This window comes from Streptomyces siamensis, from assembly GCF_039543605.1.
Taxonomy (GTDB): domain Bacteria; phylum Actinomycetota; class Actinomycetes; order Streptomycetales; family Streptomycetaceae; genus Streptomyces; species Streptomyces siamensis.
In genome coordinates this window covers 85,154-100,857 of the sequence record NZ_BAABKB010000009.1, presented here as the reverse complement: position 1 = coordinate 100,857, position 15,704 = coordinate 85,154, and the positions used below count along the sequence as shown (strand labels likewise).

Genomic DNA, 15,704 nt, shown 5'->3' with positions numbered 1-15,704 from the left:
CTGCGACGGTGCGGGCCGCGGCGCCGGGGCGTCCTCCGGCACGGTCTGCGGTGGTACGGACTCCGGTGGTACGGCGGTCACGCGTGCTCCAGTTCGCCGGTGCGGGTGAGCAGGTACTCGACGAGGGCGATCAGCGCCTCGGTGGAGGAGACCCGGTCGCGGGCGTCGCAGCGCACGAGCGGGGTCGAGGGCAGCAGGTCGAGGGCCTCGCGCACCTCGTCCAGGCCGTGTTCGGGCGCGTCGTCGAACTCGTTCAGGGCCACCGCGTAGGGCAGCCCCAACTCCTCCAGCACACCCATGACTTCGAAGGACTGGTCCAGGCGCCGGGTGTCGGCGAGGACGAGCGCGCCGAGCGCACCGCGCGTCATGTCCTGCCACAGCTCGGTGAAGCGCTGCTGCCCGGGCGTCCCGAACAGGTAGAGGACCAAGGCGTCGTTGAGGGTGAGGCGGCCGAAGTCGAGGGCGACCGTGGTGGTCGTCTTGTCGCGGGTCCCGGCCAGGTCGTCGACGAGCGCGCCGGCCTGGGTCATGACCTCCTCGGTGCGCAGCGGCCGTATCTCGGACAGGGCGCCGACGAAGGTGGTCTTGCCGACGGCGAAGTGACCCACGATCAGCAGCTTGACCGCGGTCTGCACGGTCGCCGGCAGATGCATGCCGCCCGACCGGGGGCGGACGTCGTCAGAGGCGGGCGCGGAGCCCATCGAGCACCTCCTGGAGGATGCGGGTGTCGGAGGGGCGGGCCGACGGGATCGGCGCGCGGGTGACGATGTGACCGCTGTCGATCAGGTCGGCGATCAGCACCTTGGTGACGCTGACCGGCAGCTCCAGATGTCCGGCCACCTCGGCGACCGACAGCGCTCCGGGCCGGCACAGCTCCATCAGCCGCCGCTTCTCGGGACTCAGTCCCGTCAGGGGCAGATCGTCGGCGGCGATCAGCAGCGTGACGAGGTCGAGGGTGTTGCGGGACGGGTGGGAGCGGCCGTCCGTGACGACGTAGGACCGCACGAGCCGCTCCCCGGGACGGCGGCGGGGTGTCATGCCGGACTGCCGGTGTCCTGCCGGGCCGGGCTGGTCAGCTCCTTGCCGAGCCGGTCGACCAGCTTGTGCATGCGGTAGGTGACCGCTTCCATGTCGACGTTCTCGGTGGTGGACACCGCGAGATAGGCTCCCTCCCCCGCGGCGACGAGGAAGACGTAGCCGTGGGCGAACTCGATCAGGGTCTGCCGCCACGGGGTGTGCGGGCTGCCGCAGAACTCGGCCGTGCTGCGGCTGATCGACTGCACCCCCGACAGGCCGGCGGCCAGCCGTTCGGCGTCGTCCCGGCCGATGTCCGCGGAGTGCGCCCGGAGCATGCCGTCGGCGGACAGCAGGATCGCGTGACGCGCCTCCGGCACCTTGAGGACCTCGTCGAGCATCCACCCCAGCTCGTTGGTCATGGGGGCGATCATCCCTGTGTGTTCCCTTCGTTCTCGTGGGGGGCTTGGTGGGAGGCCTCGGCGGCGGACGTGTCGTGGGCGGACCGGCCGAAGCGGGTGCCCCGGGCGAAGGCGCCCATGCGTCGCGCGTTCTCCTCGGCGGTCCGGCCGCCGACCTCCTCGGCCGGGGCCGCGGGCGGCTCCCCGGCGGTCGCGGTCACCGGCGCCTGAGGGGTGCGGCGGCGCCGCTTGGGCAGTCCTCCGGCCGTGGTGGCCTCCGCGGTCTCGGCCGTACGGGCTGTCGTACGGGCAGGGGTGGCGGCGGACGCCGCCTCGGTCGGGGTGGCGGGTCCGGCCTGCGCGGGAGCAGGGGCGGCCGGGGCGGGATCCGGCGACGTGCCGGTTGCTGCGGGCCGGGACGACCCGCGGGTCGGCGCGGCCGGCGGTGCCGCCACCGTCGTGGGGTCCATGTGGGTCAGCAGCGCCGCGGGCACGAAGAGCACGGCGCGGACACCGCCGTACGGCGACCGGGTGTCCACCGAGACGCTGAATCCGTACCGGGCGGCGAGCACGCCGATGACGGCGAAGCCGAACTGGGGCGGGTCGTCGAGGCGGGTGACGTCCACGGCGTGCCGGCCGGTCAGCAGCGCGGCGGCGTGCTCGGTGGCCTGCCCGTCCATGCCGACGCCGGCGTCGTCGATGACCACGCAGGCACCGTTGTGCACCGTCTGGACGTTGACCTCGACCGTCGTGTTGGGCTGGGAGTGGCGTGCCGCGTTGTCGAGCAGTTCGGCGACCGCGAGGACGACGGGCTCCACCGCACGGCTCTCGACGGCGATGTCCGCCTGCCCGTTGATCCGCACGCGCCGGTAGTCGCGGATGCGGGAGGTCGCACCGCGGACGACCTCGATCAGCGGGGAGGTGGAGCGCTGCCGCCCGGGCCAGGAACCGCACAGGACGGCGATGGCCTGCGCGCGGCGGCCGAACTGGGCGTTGGTGTGGTCGATCTCGAGCAGGTCGCGCAGCACGTCGGGGTGGTCGTGCCGGTCCTGCATCTCCGAGATGGACACCTGCTGCTCGTTGGCGAGGGCCTGGATCGAGCGCATCGACGCCTTGAGGGCGGCCTTGGCGGACTGGTCGGCGCGGGACTGCGCGTGCTCCACGGCGCCGGAGAACCGCTCGACGACGCTGTCGAGGCTCTTGGCGAAGTCCGTGTCGGCCAGCCGGGCGTCCAGCAGTCCGGCGGCGGGGCCCGCCTGGTGCGGGGCGTCCTCCAGGGCCGGGAGGCGGACCGCGGCCAGATGACGCAGTTCCTCTTCGCGGGCCCGCAGTCCGTCCGCGAGTTCGGTGGTCCGCCGGCGCTGCCGGGCGGTGATGCCGCGCTGGCGGAGCAGCAGGACGGTGACGGCGAGCAGGCCGACGGCCAGGCACCAGAACGCTGCCTCCGGTAGGCGTTCGGTCATGGATCCTCAAGTCTCCGCATGCATAGCTGAGTTGAACGGGTGGCAGTCATAGGAGTTGGAAGGGTGGTGGGTGGGGCGCGAGTTGACGCGGCGCACGACGGTAGCCGCGCGGCGGCGCCCGCTCTTGCCCCGGCGCGCAAGGAAGTTGCTGTCATGCGCACGGGGCGTGTGCAGTAGGCTGACGCCGAGTAACTACCGCCAAAAGCACGGGAGTTGAGGTGCCGTTGCCAGCGGGGAGCTACCTCGTGGAATCGCAGTCGACCCATGGGGTGACACCGCGTGAGCGGGCCGATTTCTGGAGCGAGCACATCGGGTCGTACCAGTCCCGGATGGGCTTCACGTACGCCCGCCCCGACGACTTCGGCGGCGAGACCGTCCGGCAGCGGACCGAGAAGTACCAGCTCGTCAGGTTCCGGTCCGACGAGATCGAGTACAGCAGGACCGCGCGCCAGGTCCGCGAGGACCCCGACGGGGACTACCGGTTACTCCTCCCGCTCACCGGCGGGATCGTCCTGCGGCAGGACGGTCAGGAGGCACGGCTCACCCCGGGGACCGGCACACTCGTCTCCTTCGACTCCCCCTTCGACTGCCTCCAGGACGCGACCACCCAGGCGTACATCCTCACCATCCCCGCCCGCGAGGTGGACGGCCCCCTCAACCGCAAGTCCCCGCTGGCCACCGGCCTCGACCTGACCAGGGGGCTCGGCCGGGTCGTCGGCTCCATGCTGAACGACCTGCACGCCGAGCGCGACGTCCTCACCGACGCCCAGTTCGACGCCGTCTCCGACCGCATCGTCGAGTTGCTGTGCATGCTCGCCACGGGCGACGACCGCCCCGACGCGACCGGGCAGTTGTCCGACGTGGAGACCATGGTCCGCCGCTACGTCCGCGACCACGCGGCCGACCCGGCCCTCACGGGTACCTCCATGGCCCGCGCGCTCGGCTGGTCACTGCGCCAGATCCAGCTGGCCCTGCAACGGGCGGGCACCACTCCCCGCGACCTGATCCGCGAGGAGCGGCTCCGGCTCGTCCGCGAGCGCCTCCAGTGCGGCGACTGCGAACACCTGACGATCACCGACCTCGCGTACGCCTCGGGCTTCTCCTCCGCGAGCGCCCTGAGCACCGCGTTCCGGCAGCGCTACGGGCTGAGCCCCCGGGAGATGCGCAACGGCGGCCGGCGCTCCTGAGCCCCCGTCGGGCCCGCCCGGACGGTGATCCGGCGAGCGGGCCTCCGGTCCGGCGACCGGCCCGCGGACGACCGGTGGACGGCCGGTGGACGGCCGGAAGGCGATCAGGGCCTGCGACAATCGATGCACAAGTCCATCTCCGGCGGAGATGGGGCGCGGCTTCGGGACCGGGAGCGGAGCGTACATGGACCTGCGGCAGATGGAGGTCGCCGTCGCGGTGGCCGAGGAGGGCGGCTTCACCGCGGCGGCGCAGCGCCTGCACGTGGTGCAGTCCGCCGTGTCCGGCACGGTGCGGGCGCTGGAGCGTGAACTCGGCACCCAGCTGTTCGACCGGACCACGCACCGGGTGTCGCTGACCGCGGCGGGCGAGGCCTTCGTCCCGGCGGCACGCGCCGCGCTGCGGGCCGCCGAGCAGGCGCGGGCGGCGGTCGACGCGGTCCAGGGACAGCTGCGGGGCAGGATCACCGTCGGCACCATGCAGGGCGTATGGGCCGAACTGCACCGCCCACTGGCCGCTCTGCGCGCGGAACATCCGGGCGTGGTGGTCCGGCTGCGGCAGGCCGCCGTCACCGACATCCGGCAGGCACTGCGCGAGGGCTCGGTGGACCTGGCCGTCGTCGCGCTCGACCGGCAGCAGCAGCGCGGTCTGGTGACTCGGCTGCTCTCGCGCGAGGAGATGGTCCTGGTGTCGGCACCCGGGCGGGCGCTCGCCGGGGAGGGCCCCGACGGCACGGTGACGCTCGCCGAGGCCGCCCGGCTGCCGCTCGTGGACTTCACGCCCGGCTGGGCGATCCGGCTCTGCGTGGACCGGGCGCTCCGTGCCGCCGGTGTCGAGCGCGAGACGACCTTCGAGGTCAACGACATCGTCGCCGCGTCCGAACTCGTCCGCAACGACCTGGGTGTCTGCATCATGCCGGCGTCGATCGCGGCACGGTTCCCGGACCTCGCCACACACCGCTTCGACCGGCACGCGCCCAGCTGGAAGGTCATGGTGGTGCGCCCGCGCGGGGAGGCACCCCCGGCCGTCGCCGCGCTGCTGCACCACATGTCCTGAGCGCGATCCCTCCGAATGTCCTGGGGGCGGTCCCGCCGAACGGCCTGGGCGCGGTCACGCCGAATGTCCTGGGGGCGGTCCCGCCGAATGACCTGAGGGCGGTCCCGCCGAACGGCCGCGCACGGCGGGCCCGGAGCACGACGTCCTGAGGACAGTCGCCGGCGGGAGGGACAAGCCCAGGGTGCGGCCACTCCCGGAGCGGGACGTCCTGAGTCCGGTCGGCCCGCGAGAGGGCGCCCGCCCGGGCGCCCTCCGAGAACGGCGCCCCGGACCGCCGTCCCGCGCGTCATCTCCGTCGGAGATAACCGATATCTCTGATCATCGCCGCGCCAGGGGAAGGGACACGTCCCGTCCGGTGCTGAGGAGACCGTACGGGCGGCAAGGAGGCCGCCCGTCCAGCAGACAGCGTTTCCGCCGAACCGCCCCGCCGGTTCTCTTCCCGAGAAGGTGCCGTGTCCGCATCCTCCGAATCCTCCGAATCCTCCGAATCCTCCGGGCTCAGGTCCCCGAGCCCGTCCGCCGTCACGTCCGCACACGGCGTACCGGGCCGACTGGTCGTCCTCCTCGCCGTCGCCTCCGGCATGACGGTCGCCAACCTCTACTACGCGCAGCCACTGCTGTCGTCGCTGCGCGACGTCTTCCACGTCAGCACCGCGGCGGCCGGTGGGCTGATCACCCTCACCCAGGTCGGCTACGTCATCGGCATGCTCTTCCTGGTCCCGCTCGGCGACCGGCTGGAGAAGCGCGGACTGATCACCGTACTGCTGGGCGTCACCACGCTGGCCCTGGTCGCGGCGGGCCTCGCGACGAGCTTCCCCCTGCTGCTGGCCGCGTCGCTCGTCGCCGGGGCCACCTCGGTCGTCGCCCAGATCGTCGTCCCGTTCGCCGCGAGCCTCGCCCCCGATCACGCACGCGGCCGCATCGTCGGCCGGGTGATGAGCGGTCTGCTCACCGGCATCCTGCTCTCCCGCACGCTCAGCAGCCTGGTCTCCGACGCGGCCGGCTGGCGTGTGGTCTACCTCGGCTCCGCCGTCCTGATGGCCGTGCTGGCCGTGGCGCTGCGCGCCGCCCTGCCCGCGCACGCACCGACCACGACGATCCCGTACGCCCACGTCCTGCGCTCCACGCTGCGACTGGTGCGCACCCACCCGGCGCTGCTGCGGCGCGGGCTCTACCAGGCGGCCATGTTCGGCGCGTTCAGCGCCTTCTGGACGACCGTCTCGTACGTCCTCACCGGCCCGCCCTTCCACTACTCCCCCGTCGGCGTCGGCCTGTTCGCGCTGGTCGGGGCGGCCGGTGCGGTGGTGGCGCCGGTCGCGGGACACTGGGCCGACCGGGGGCTGACCCGGCCGATGACCGGCGTCGCCCTCGCCGTCGCCGCCGTCGCGTTCGCCGTCGCGGGGCTGGGCGGGCACCACATCGTCCTGCTCGCCCTGGCCGCCGTGCTGCTCGACATGGCCGTCCAGAGCACCCTGATCCTCGGCCAGCACACCATCTACCAACTCGACGCCGACGCCCGGGCCCGGCTCAACAGCGCGTTCATCGCCATCTTCTTCGTCGGCGGGGCGCTCGGCTCCCAACTCGCCTCCGTCGCATACCACGCGGCGGGCTGGCCCGCGGTGGCCGCATTCGGCACGGCCCTGCCCGTACTGGCGCTGCTGTACTGGACGACGGAACGCGCGGCGGGCCGACGGGCCGCCGACGCCGCCTGACCGGACGTCAGGCGAGGCGGGGGATCATGCGATGCAGCCCCTTGCGGTCGTAGTAGCGGGTCATCGCGAAGCCGAAGAGCAGGGCCAGGGCGGAACCGACGGCGATCATGGTCCAGGCGCGGGCGAGACCGGCGTCGGCACGCGCGTCGAAGAAGAGGATGGCGCGCACCCCGTCGCTGAGCTGGCGCATGGGCTCGAAGACCGACAGGAAGCGGTAGAAGCCGGGGACGGCCTGGAGCGGGACGGTGGCCCCCGACGACGGCAGGCCCAGCACGATGAACACGAACATGGAGACGAGCTGCCCGATCCCGCCGAACGCCGCGTTGATGGCCTGGACACCGAGGCCGACCGCGAGGCTCGCGCAGTACGAGTAGATCCACAGCAACGGCAGACGGGTGGCGTCCATGCCGAGGATCGCGACGGTGGCCACCATGACGAGGGAGACCGAGAGAACACAGATCCCGGCGGTCATGGCCATCTTCAGCAGCAGGGTCCGGGTGCGGTCGATCGGCACGGTCGGCCTGCGGGTGTGCCAGGGGCCGATCTCACCGTCGGCGTAGCCGAGGGCGGTGTCCACACCGGTGTTGATGATGTTGGCGCCGAGGAATCCGGCGAGCACGAGCAGCAGGGTGTAGTAGAACGCGGTGAGGCCGAGGCCGCTGTGCGTGCCGATGGGGCGTCCCACCTGAGTGACGACCTGGACCGGATCCGCCAGCAGCAGTCGCTCGGTGGCGCCGGCCCGCGCGGTGGCGGGGGCCGTCGTCAGCTGCTTGCCGACGGCCGCGGAAGCCTGCTGGGCGGCGGTCGTGCCGATCCGGGATGCCAGCGAGGAGCCCAGGCTGCCCATCCCCGGGTTGGTGAGCACGGTCATCGTCGGCCGGACCGTCGCGTTCGCCGTGGTGAGCGCGGCCACGGAGTCGGTGAAGTCCGCCGGGACGACCAGGGCGCCGTAGATCTTCCCGGAGGCCATCTGTTCCTGGGCCTGGGCACGGGTGAGCCGACGCCAGCCGGCCTGGCCCAGGACGTCGCCGGACAGGATCTTGTCGGTGATCTGCGCGCCGAGGTTCTGCCGCTGCCCCGGCAGCGGGCGGCCCCGGTCCTCGTCGACCATGCCGATGGGCAGATGGTGCAGATGCCCGCTCGGGTTCACGATGCCGCCCATGTAGAGCAGGGACAGCAGCAGTGCGAGGAGCCCGGTCATGGCGGTGGGGAACAGCCACAGCCGGGGACGCCGCAGCAGCGCGGAGGCACGGGCCTCGGCGGGGGCGTGGGGGCTGGTCCGGCCCGGCTCGCCGTCGGGTGTCCCGCCGGTCCCGCCCCCGCTGCCGGCAGTGGCTTCGCCCGCGGCACCGGCCGCTCCCCCGCCCGGGGTGTGCGGCCGGGTCCCGGGGCGGGACGGCTCGCGGTCTTCGTTGTCGGCGTCCATGGTGCTCCCTGAGATCCGGGCCTGCCTTCGGGACCGGCTTCCGGGAGGCCCGGCACCGCCGCGCGAGGGCGGACGCACCCGCACCCGCAAAGCCGTCCGCCGAGGTCAGCATGGTGCGTCCGGTGGTGCCGCGTTCGACGACGCGCCGACCTCGCGGCCACCGGGAGCGGGTCCGCGCGTGCGGCGATGGCGGCGGGGTTTCGCCCTCCGCGGCGGCCGGGCTGCCCACGCCGCACCGCGGACGGCTGCGGGGCTCGCCCACCGGGTCCCCAAGAGGCCGCGCAGGTAAGCGCGTTGGGCCTCGTCCGCCTCGTCTCCCCCGCCCGCCGGACCGGTTGTGCGGGCGGGCGGGCGGGGGACCTGACCGGCCCGGTTGAGGGGACTGCCCGATCAGATCATGCTTGTACACATGGTGACATTGCCGAGGCCCGCGGGGTCTGCGGCCGGTGACGCCATGGCGGTGGTGGATGCCCACGGAGTCGTCACGGGCTGGAGCGACGGTGCCCGGATGCTGACGGGCCACACCGCCCAGGAGGTCCACGGGCGGCCGTTGGCGGAGCTGATCGACGGCGACGCCGATACGGCCTGGCAGGAGCTGCGGACGAGCGGCGGAAGCGTGGTGGCTGTGCGGTGCCGGGACGGGCGGCGCACGGATCTGGCGCTGCGGGCGTGGGCGCTGCTCGGCGAGCGGGGTGACGCCTCGGGATACGTGATCACCGCGACACCGGACGACCGGGGCCGGGCCCTGGGCGACCTGGCGTTCCGGCAGTCGTCGGTGTCGATGTCGGTCTTCGACACCGAGCAGCGGTACCTGCTGATGAACGACACGGCGTCCCGGCTGATGGGCCGGGCGGAGGCCGAGTTCGTCGGCCGGTTCTTCCCGGACACCGTGGAGAACGAGGAGCACAGCCGCGGCTTCGTGCGCCATCTTCAGGAGGTCGTGGAGACCGATCGGCCGGTGCACTACGAGAGCTGGACGCGGGCCCCCTCCGGGACGCGCACGCACGCCTGGAACACCGAGATGTGGCCGCTGCGCGGCCCCGCGGGGGACCTGCTCGGGGTGGCGGCGGCCGCGTTCGACAGCAGCGAGCAGTACTGGGCCAGACAGCGCCTCGCGCTGCTGAACAAGGCGGCCACCAGCATCGGCACGAAGCTCGACGTGATCCACACCGCGCAGGAGCTGTCCGAACTGGCGGTGCCGCGGATGGCGGACTTCGCCAGCGTCGACCTGCTGGACTCCGTACTGCGGGGGGAGGAACCCTCCGTCGGCGCGGTGGGCGCCGATGTGGAGCTGCGCCGCGTCGCCCACCACTCGCGTACCGCCGGGGTGCCGGAGGCGGCGATCGCTCTGGGCTCCGCGGACGTGTATCCGCCGGCCTCGCCGCCCGCCCGCGCGCTGGCGACCGGCAAGGTGGTGGTCACCAGGAGCGGCGAGCCGGGCCTCGACATCTGGCTGGCCCGCCACGACAGCCGGGCCACCCGGCCGCGGGAGTCGGAGGACTGTGACTTCTCACTGATGGCCGTACCCCTGGTGGCGCGCGGCACGACGCTCGGGGTGGCCGTACTCGTACGGCTGCTCACGACGGGGAGTCCCGACCCCTTCGACGAGGACGACGTGTCACTGGTGCAGGAGCTGGCCAGCCGAGCCGCCGTCTGCGTCGACAACGCGCGCCGGTACACCCGGGAACACACCACCGCGCTGGCACTGCAACGCAGTCTGCTGCCGCAGGCCATGGTGGGTCAGGCGGCGGTGGAGTTCGCCTCCCGCTACCTTCCGGCGCTGTCCCGGGCGGGCGTGGGCGGCGACTGGTTCGACATCATCCCGTTGTCCGGGACCCGGGTGGCGCTGGTCGTCGGGGACGTGGTGGGGCACGGCATCCACGCCTCCGTCACGATGGGCCGGCTGCGCACCGCGGTCTGGACGCTCGCGGACGTCGACCTGCCCCCGGACGAGCTGCTCACCCACCTCGACGACCTGGTCGGCCATCTCACGGCCGACGACAGCCAGCCGGGCGGCCAGATCGGCGCGACCTGCCTGTACGCGGTCTACGACCCGGTGGCGCGGCACTGCACGATCGCCTCCGCCGGGCACCCGCCGCCCGCCGTGCTCTATCCGGAGGGAGAAGTCGAGGTCGTCGAGGTGAGCGCCGGTCCCGTGCTCGGCATCGGCGGGCTGCCCTTCGAGTCCACGGAGCTGGACCTCCCGGAAGGATCCGTGCTGGCTCTGTACACGGACGGGCTCGTGGAGGCCCGCCACCTGGAGGTGGACGCGGGCACGGCCACCCTGTGCAGCGCGCTCGCGGCCCCCGCCGGGAATCTGGACGACGCCTGCGACAACGTGCTCAAGGCACTGCTCCCGGAGCGCCCTGCCGACGACGTGGCCCTGCTGCTGGCCCGCACCCGCGCCCTGGACGCCGACCAGGTGGCGGTGTGGGACCTGCCGTCCGATCCGGCGGTGGTGGCCACGGCCCGGCAGCACGTCGGCGAACGGCTCGCCGAGTGGGGGCTCGACGAGTCCGTGTTCGTCACCGAGCTGGTGGTCAGCGAGCTGGTCACCAACGCCATCCGCTACGGCGGGCCGCCGATCCAGCTGCGGCTCATCCGCGACCGGGCGCTGATCTGCGAGGTGTCCGACGCCAGCAGCACCTCGCCGCATCTGCGCCGGGCCCGCACCTTCGACGAGGGCGGGCGCGGCCTCCTGCTGGTCGCCCAGCTCACCGACCGCTGGGGCACGCGTCAGACGGGTTCGGGCAAGACCATCTGGGCCGAACAGACGCTCCGCGCCGACTAGTGCGCCGTACGCGAGCGGACCCGCCCGGCCGGTGCCGGGCGGGTCCGCTCCCGGTCCTGCCGGGCAGTGCCGTGCTCAGCTCTCGTCCGGCGCCAGCCGCAGCGAGATGCTGTTGATGCAGTACCGCTGGTCGGTCGGGGTGGCGTAGCCCTCCCCCTCGAAGACGTGTCCGAGGTGGGAACCACAGCGGGCGCAGCGCACCTCGGTCCGCACCATCCCGTGCGAGCGGTCCTCGATCAGCTCGACCGCGTCGCTGTTCTTCGGGTCGTAGAAGGAGGGCCAGCCGCAGTGCGACTCGAACTTCTCCGTCGAGGTGAAGAGGTCGGCCCCGCACGCGCGACAGGAATACACGCCCTCGGTCTTGGTGTCGGTGTACTCGCCGGTGAAGGCGGGCTCGGTGCCCGCCTTGCGCAGTACGGCGTACTCGGCCGGGGTCAGCTCCGCACGCCACTGCTCGTCCGGCTTTTCGACGTCGTACGACATGAAGCTCAACCCCTCACGAACGCTGTGGCTACTTCGACAGGCGGGCCAGGATCTCCGGACCGAGGTCCGTGACGTCGCCCGCGCCCATGGTGAGAACGAGATCACCGGGCTTCGCCATTCCCGCGACCGTCTCGGGCACGTCGCCCTTGTCGTGGACCGCCGTGACGTCCGCGCCCGCGGCCCGTGCCGCCTGGATGATCAGGTCGCTCGTGACGCCCGGGATCGGGTCCTCGCGGGCCGGGTAGATGTCCAGGACGACGGAGGCGTCCGCAAGGGCCAGGGCCTCGCCCATCTCCTTGCCCAGCTCCTGGGTGCGGGAGAACAGGTGCGGCTGGAAGACCACGAGGATGCGGCCGGACGCACCGGCGCGCATGGCCTCCAGGTCGGCCGTCATCTCGGTCGGGTGGTGCGCGTAGGAGTCGACGACCTGGACGCCGGCCTCCTCGCCCTTGAGCTGGAGGCGGCGCTTGACACCCGTGTACGACGCCAGGGCCGGGGCCAGCTCGGACGCCGGGACGCCCAGTGCCGCGCCGGCGGCCAGGGCCGCGACCGCGTTGTGCGCGTAGTGGCGGCCGGGCACGGAGACGGTGAAGGTGAGCTCGGCGCCGTCCAGGAGGACGGTCACCTCGCTCTTGAGTCCCTGCGGGACCACCGAGAGCACCCGGACGTCGGCGTCGGCGGAGTCGCCGTACGTGACGACCCGGACGTCGCGGCCCCCGACCCGGCGCGTGAGTTCCCGCGCCCCTTCGTGGTCCGCCGAGATCACCAGCGTGCCGCCCTCGGCGATCCGGTCCACGAAGGTCTCGAAGGACTCGTAGATCTCGTCCATGGACGCGTAGTTGGCGTGGTGGTCGAGCTCGACGTTGAGGACGATCGCGACCTCGGGCGCGTACTTGTGGAAGCTGCGGTCCGACTCGTCGGCCTCGGCGACGAAGATCTCGCCGTCGCCGTGCAGGGCGTTCGAGCCGGGCGCGTCGAGGTCGCCGCCGATCGCGTACGACGGGGACAGGCCGAGCGAGGACAGCGACACGGCGAGCATCGAGGTCGTGGTGGTCTTGCCGTGCGTGCCCGCGACGGCGATCGGGCGCAGGCCGTCCATCAGGCGGGCCAGGGCGTCCGAGCGGTGCACCACGGGGATGCCGAGCTCGGCCGCGCGGGCCAGCTCCGGGTTGTCGGCGCGGATCGCGGAGGAGACGACGACGCAGGTGGCGTCGGTGGCGAGGTGGTCGGCCGCGTGGCCGATGTGCACCGTCGCGCCGAGCGCGCGCAGGGCCTCGGCGGTCGCGGAATCCTTGGCGTCGCTGCCGGCGACCGCGGCGCCGCGCTGCGCGAGGATCTTCGCGATGCCCGACATCCCGGCTCCGCCGATGCCGATGAAGTGCGGTCGGTCCATGGCGGTAGGAAGGCCGGGTGCCATGCGTGTGTCTCCCCAGGATGCGTCGAGCGGGTCGAGAGGTGTTGCGGATCGGGTGGCGCCGGAGCGCGCGGGGGCAAGCCTATGCCTTGCTGTGCGAGAAGAGTTTCAGCACCGGCACGCCCACCTTGTGGCGGGCCCGCGAGGCCCAGTCCCGGTGGAAGAACTCTTCCACGTAGTGGGGGTCGGTCAGCACGATCACCTCGTCGGCGTCGATCTCGTCGACCAGGGCCTTCAGGGCGTCCAGCGGGTGGTCCTCGACGAGCCGGCCCTCGGCCGCGCTGCCGGTGGCACGCAGCGCCACCAGTGACACGTCCAGGGCCTGCTGCCCCTGGTCGGCGGCGGCCTCGCCCTCGGGCGTCTCGCCCTCGCGGGCGGCCTCGTCCAGTTCGCCGAGCGCGACGTCGTCGATGGCCCGCAGCAGCCGGTCCGCCTGGTCCCCGCGGGGCTGGAGCAGCACATGGAAGGCGACCGGCTCGTCACCGTGCAAGGTGGTGACGAACTCCACGTCGGCGGACGTCAGGGCCTTCTCGATCATCAATACGCTTGTGAACACGACAGGCGCCCTTCTCCTCCGTGGGCCGTCCCGGCCCCCTGCTGAAACCATCCTGCCCCGTGATCTCGCGGGGGCTGCGCGTTTTAGTGTGCCCAGCGGAAGATAAACGGAACGGCGCATTCCGCCGACTTGTCAGGGCCGACGGTATCGGCTGTACAGGAACCCGGCCTCCTCCAGCAGGGACACGAGTTCGAACCGCGCCGGGACCGCCACCGAGGGCCCTCCGGCGATCCGCTGGGCACCCCCCGCCGTGAGCATGGGCGACACCGTCAGACAGAGCTCGTCGAGCACTCCGGCCGCGATCAGCTGCCCCAGCAGGCGGGGCCCGCCCTCCGTCAGGAGCCGGGTGAGTCCGAGGTCGCCCAGGGCCCGCACGGCGCGGGCCGGGTCCACCCCCGCCCCGTCCCCGGCGATCACCACCCGGGCACCCGCCGCGCGTGCCGCCTCGATCCTGTCCGGGTCCGCCGCGGCGCCGGTCAGCACCAGTGTGGGCACCAGCGGCGAGGTGAACAGCGGAAGCGAGAAGTCCAGGTCGAGGCCGGCCGAGACGACCGCGATCGCGGGCGCGGGGCCCTGTCCGGCGGCCTCCCGCAGGGCCGCGAAGGCCTCACGCGCGCGGGCCGGCCGGTAACCCTCCTGGCGTACCGTTTCCGCACCGACCACGACGGCGTCCGCGAGGCCCCTCAGCACCCCGAAGACCCGCATGTCGGTGGCGCTGGAGATGGGCTGCGAACGCCCGTCGTGCTGGGCTGCGCCGTCGAGCGTGGAGACCATGTTGGCGCGCAGCCAGGGCCCCCGGACGTCCGGGTATGCGTAGGCCTCGGCCAGTTCCGCGAGCCCCCATTCCCGGTCCGTCGCACCCGTCACAGGGGCCTCACCCGGGGCCTGGGCTGCTGTTTCATAGGTCACAGGGAACAGGCGTCGCATGACGTGCAGTGTGGCACGGCGCTTAGAGTGGGTGACCGTGTCGTCCACCACCACCGCCGCCGGGATCGGCCCGATACCCGAAGCGGCTCCGCTGTCACTGTGCGCCCGCGAGCCCCACGTCCCCGCCGACCGGCTCGTCGCCGAGATGGTGCCGCCGCCGCGCTTCGACTCGGTCCGCTTCGCCACCTACATCCCGGACCCGAACCAGCCCAGCCAGACCGAGGCCGTAGGCGTCCTCGAAGGCTTCGCCGGCGGACTCGGCGGGGCCCACGCTGTAGGCGCCCCCAAGCGCCGGCTGTTCGGCTTCGGCAAGGCCGCGAAGAAGTCGCCCGCCGGCCCCCGCGGCGTCTATCTCGACGGCGGATACGGCGTCGGCAAGACCCACCTCCTCGCCTCTCTGTGGCACGCGACCCCCGCGGAGCCCTCGCTCAAGGCCTTCGGGACCTTCGTGGAGCTGACCAACCTGGTCGGCGCGCTCGGCTTCCAGAAGACCGTGCAGACCCTCTCCGGGCACCGTCTCCTGTGCATCGACGAGTTCGAGCTCGACGACCCGGGCGACACCGTCCTGGTCTCCACGCTGCTCGGCAAGCTCGTCGACGCGGGCGTGGCCCTCGCGGCCACCTCGAACACACTGCCGGGCAAGCTCGGCGAGGGCCGGTTCGCCGCCGCCGACTTCCTGCGCGAGATCCAGGGCCTGTCGGCGCACTTCCGGCCGCTGCGCATCGACGGCGAGGACTACCGCCACCGCGGGCTGCCCGAGGCCCCGGCACCGTTCTCCGACGAGCAGGTCACCAAGACCGCGTACGCCACCGACGGCGCCTCCCTGGACGACTTCCCGCACCTGCTGGACCACCTCGCACGCGTCCACCCCAGCCGGTACGGCGCCCTGACGGACGGCGTCCGGGCCGTCTGCCTCACCGACGTGCAGCCGGTCCCGGACCAGTCGACGGCGCTGCGGCTGGTCGTGCTCGCCGACCGCCTGTACGACCGGGAGGTGCCGGTCCTCGCCTCCGGGAAGCCCTTCGACCAGCTGTTCAGCGAGGAGATGCTGAACGGCGGCTACCGCAAGAAGTACTTCCGCGCGATCTCCCGGCTCACCGCGCTGGCCCGGGACGCCAAGGACATCGTCCACGACTAGAGGTCTCTTCGGGGGCGCCCCCGAGGCCGGGCCGCGGCCCGCCGACGGCACGCTCGGGGTCACGGCCCCCCAGCACGGGATCACGCCAACTGCACGACCTCTTTCGGGCGCACTTCGCGGGTGAAACGCGGAGTTAAC

General features: G+C 72.8%; 14 protein-coding genes. 5 read left to right on the top strand and 9 right to left on the bottom strand.

The window, feature by feature from the left end:
• Positions 1-77: 77 nt before the first annotated feature.
• The 4 genes from ABEB03_RS16345 to ABEB03_RS16330 are packed head-to-tail and all read right to left on the bottom strand — an operon-like array spanning position 78 to position 2,878.
• On the bottom strand, positions 78-701 hold the full coding sequence (locus ABEB03_RS16345; protein ID WP_345648585.1) for a GTP-binding protein: 624 nt from the start codon (positions 699-701) through the stop codon (positions 78-80).
• The gene (locus ABEB03_RS16340) at positions 679-1,038 is read right to left on the bottom strand and encodes a DUF742 domain-containing protein (RefSeq protein WP_345648583.1); all 360 of its coding nucleotides are present in this window, start codon (positions 1,036-1,038) and stop codon (positions 679-681) included. Before ABEB03_RS16340 ends, ABEB03_RS16345 begins: the two co-directional genes overlap by 23 nt.
• Entirely contained in the window at positions 1,035-1,448 is a 414-nt protein-coding gene (locus ABEB03_RS16335; protein ID WP_028800745.1) for a roadblock/LC7 domain-containing protein, read from the bottom strand. The genes ABEB03_RS16340 and ABEB03_RS16335 overlap by 4 nt, the downstream gene beginning before the upstream one ends.
• Positions 1,445-2,878 carry an ATP-binding protein gene (locus ABEB03_RS16330; protein WP_345648581.1) on the bottom strand — a complete coding sequence of 478 codons (1,434 nt, stop codon included), beginning with the start codon at positions 2,876-2,878 and terminating at the stop codon, positions 1,445-1,447. Before ABEB03_RS16330 ends, ABEB03_RS16335 begins: the two co-directional genes overlap by 4 nt.
• Positions 2,879-3,123: 245 nt before the next feature.
• Here ABEB03_RS16330 and ABEB03_RS16325 point away from each other — a divergent pair, with 245 nt between their 5' ends.
• From ABEB03_RS16325 to ABEB03_RS16315, 3 genes are all read left to right on the top strand, one after another.
• Positions 3,124-4,065 carry an AraC family transcriptional regulator gene (locus tag ABEB03_RS16325; protein ID WP_345648579.1) on the top strand — a complete coding sequence of 314 codons (942 nt, stop codon included), beginning with the start codon at positions 3,124-3,126 and terminating at the stop codon, positions 4,063-4,065.
• A gap of 184 nt (positions 4,066-4,249) precedes the next feature.
• Positions 4,250-5,119 carry a LysR family transcriptional regulator gene (locus ABEB03_RS16320; RefSeq protein WP_345648576.1) on the top strand — a complete coding sequence of 290 codons (870 nt, stop codon included), beginning with the start codon at positions 4,250-4,252 and terminating at the stop codon, positions 5,117-5,119.
• Between the two features lie 581 nt (positions 5,120-5,700).
• Positions 5,701-6,831 (top strand): MFS transporter, encoded by a 1,131-nt coding sequence (locus tag ABEB03_RS16315; protein ID WP_425589249.1) that lies wholly within the window; start codon positions 5,701-5,703, stop codon positions 6,829-6,831.
• Positions 6,832-6,838: 7 nt separating this feature from the next.
• On the opposite strand, the gene ABEB03_RS16310 is transcribed toward ABEB03_RS16315, so the two are convergent.
• On the bottom strand, positions 6,839-8,257 hold the full coding sequence (locus ABEB03_RS16310; RefSeq protein WP_345648570.1) for a YhgE/Pip domain-containing protein: 1,419 nt from the start codon (positions 8,255-8,257) through the stop codon (positions 6,839-6,841).
• A gap of 409 nt (positions 8,258-8,666) precedes the next feature.
• Between ABEB03_RS16310 and ABEB03_RS16305 the strand changes: the two genes are divergently transcribed.
• Positions 8,667-11,048, top strand: a complete 2,382-nt coding sequence (locus tag ABEB03_RS16305) for a SpoIIE family protein phosphatase (RefSeq protein WP_345648568.1) — start codon at positions 8,667-8,669, stop codon at positions 11,046-11,048.
• A gap of 75 nt (positions 11,049-11,123) precedes the next feature.
• Here the strand turns inward: ABEB03_RS16305 and msrB are convergent, their stop codons facing one another.
• The 4 genes from msrB to ABEB03_RS16285 all read right to left on the bottom strand — a co-directional run bounded on the left by msrB (position 11,124) and on the right by ABEB03_RS16285 (position 14,428).
• Positions 11,124-11,531 carry a peptide-methionine (R)-S-oxide reductase MsrB gene (msrB, locus tag ABEB03_RS16300; protein ID WP_345648565.1) on the bottom strand — a complete coding sequence of 136 codons (408 nt, stop codon included), beginning with the start codon at positions 11,529-11,531 and terminating at the stop codon, positions 11,124-11,126.
• A gap of 28 nt (positions 11,532-11,559) precedes the next feature.
• Positions 11,560-12,948: a UDP-N-acetylmuramate--L-alanine ligase gene (gene murC / locus ABEB03_RS16295; protein WP_345648562.1), complete on the bottom strand. Its 1,389-nt coding sequence runs from the start codon at positions 12,946-12,948 to the stop codon at positions 11,560-11,562.
• A 79-nt stretch (positions 12,949-13,027) separates the two neighbouring features.
• Positions 13,028-13,501 carry an indole-3-glycerol phosphate synthase gene (locus ABEB03_RS16290; protein WP_345648559.1) on the bottom strand — a complete coding sequence of 158 codons (474 nt, stop codon included), beginning with the start codon at positions 13,499-13,501 and terminating at the stop codon, positions 13,028-13,030.
• Between the two features lie 132 nt (positions 13,502-13,633).
• Positions 13,634-14,428, bottom strand: a complete 795-nt coding sequence (locus ABEB03_RS16285) for a pyrimidine reductase family protein (protein WP_345648556.1) — start codon at positions 14,426-14,428, stop codon at positions 13,634-13,636.
• Between ABEB03_RS16285 and zapE the strand changes: the two genes are divergently transcribed.
• Complete coding sequence (zapE, locus tag ABEB03_RS16280) at positions 14,427-15,566, top strand: cell division protein ZapE (RefSeq protein WP_425589246.1); 1,140 nt, start codon at positions 14,427-14,429, stop codon at positions 15,564-15,566. The genes ABEB03_RS16285 and zapE overlap by 2 nt on opposite strands.
• The last annotated feature ends 138 nt before the right edge of the window (positions 15,567-15,704 follow it).

Excerpts from the sequence above, each read along its gene's own strand:
- ABEB03_RS16345 (WP_345648585.1), bottom strand. The coding sequence starts at position 701 with ATGGGCTCCGCGCCCGCCTCTGACGACGTCCGCCCCCGGTCGGGCGGC.
- ABEB03_RS16340 (WP_345648583.1), bottom strand. The coding sequence starts at position 1,038 with ATGACACCCCGCCGCCGTCCCGGGGAGCGGCTCGTGCGGTCCTACGTC.
- ABEB03_RS16335 (WP_028800745.1), bottom strand. The coding sequence starts at position 1,448 with ATGATCGCCCCCATGACCAACGAGCTGGGGTGGATGCTCGACGAGGTC.
- ABEB03_RS16330 (WP_345648581.1), bottom strand. The coding sequence starts at position 2,878 with ATGACCGAACGCCTACCGGAGGCAGCGTTCTGGTGCCTGGCCGTCGGC.
- ABEB03_RS16320 (WP_345648576.1), top strand. The coding sequence starts at position 4,250 with ATGGACCTGCGGCAGATGGAGGTCGCCGTCGCGGTGGCCGAGGAGGGC.
- ABEB03_RS16315 (WP_425589249.1), top strand. The coding sequence starts at position 5,701 with ATGACGGTCGCCAACCTCTACTACGCGCAGCCACTGCTGTCGTCGCTG.
- ABEB03_RS16310 (WP_345648570.1), bottom strand. The coding sequence starts at position 8,257 with ATGGACGCCGACAACGAAGACCGCGAGCCGTCCCGCCCCGGGACCCGG.
- ABEB03_RS16305 (WP_345648568.1), top strand. The coding sequence starts at position 8,667 with ATGGTGACATTGCCGAGGCCCGCGGGGTCTGCGGCCGGTGACGCCATG.
- msrB (WP_345648565.1), bottom strand. The coding sequence starts at position 11,531 with ATGTCGTACGACGTCGAAAAGCCGGACGAGCAGTGGCGTGCGGAGCTG.
- murC (WP_345648562.1), bottom strand. The coding sequence starts at position 12,948 with ATGGCACCCGGCCTTCCTACCGCCATGGACCGACCGCACTTCATCGGC.
- zapE (WP_425589246.1), top strand. The coding sequence starts at position 14,427 with ATGACGTGCAGTGTGGCACGGCGCTTAGAGTGGGTGACCGTGTCGTCC.
- ABEB03_RS16285 (WP_345648556.1), bottom strand. The coding sequence starts at position 14,428 with ATGCGACGCCTGTTCCCTGTGACCTATGAAACAGCAGCCCAGGCCCCG.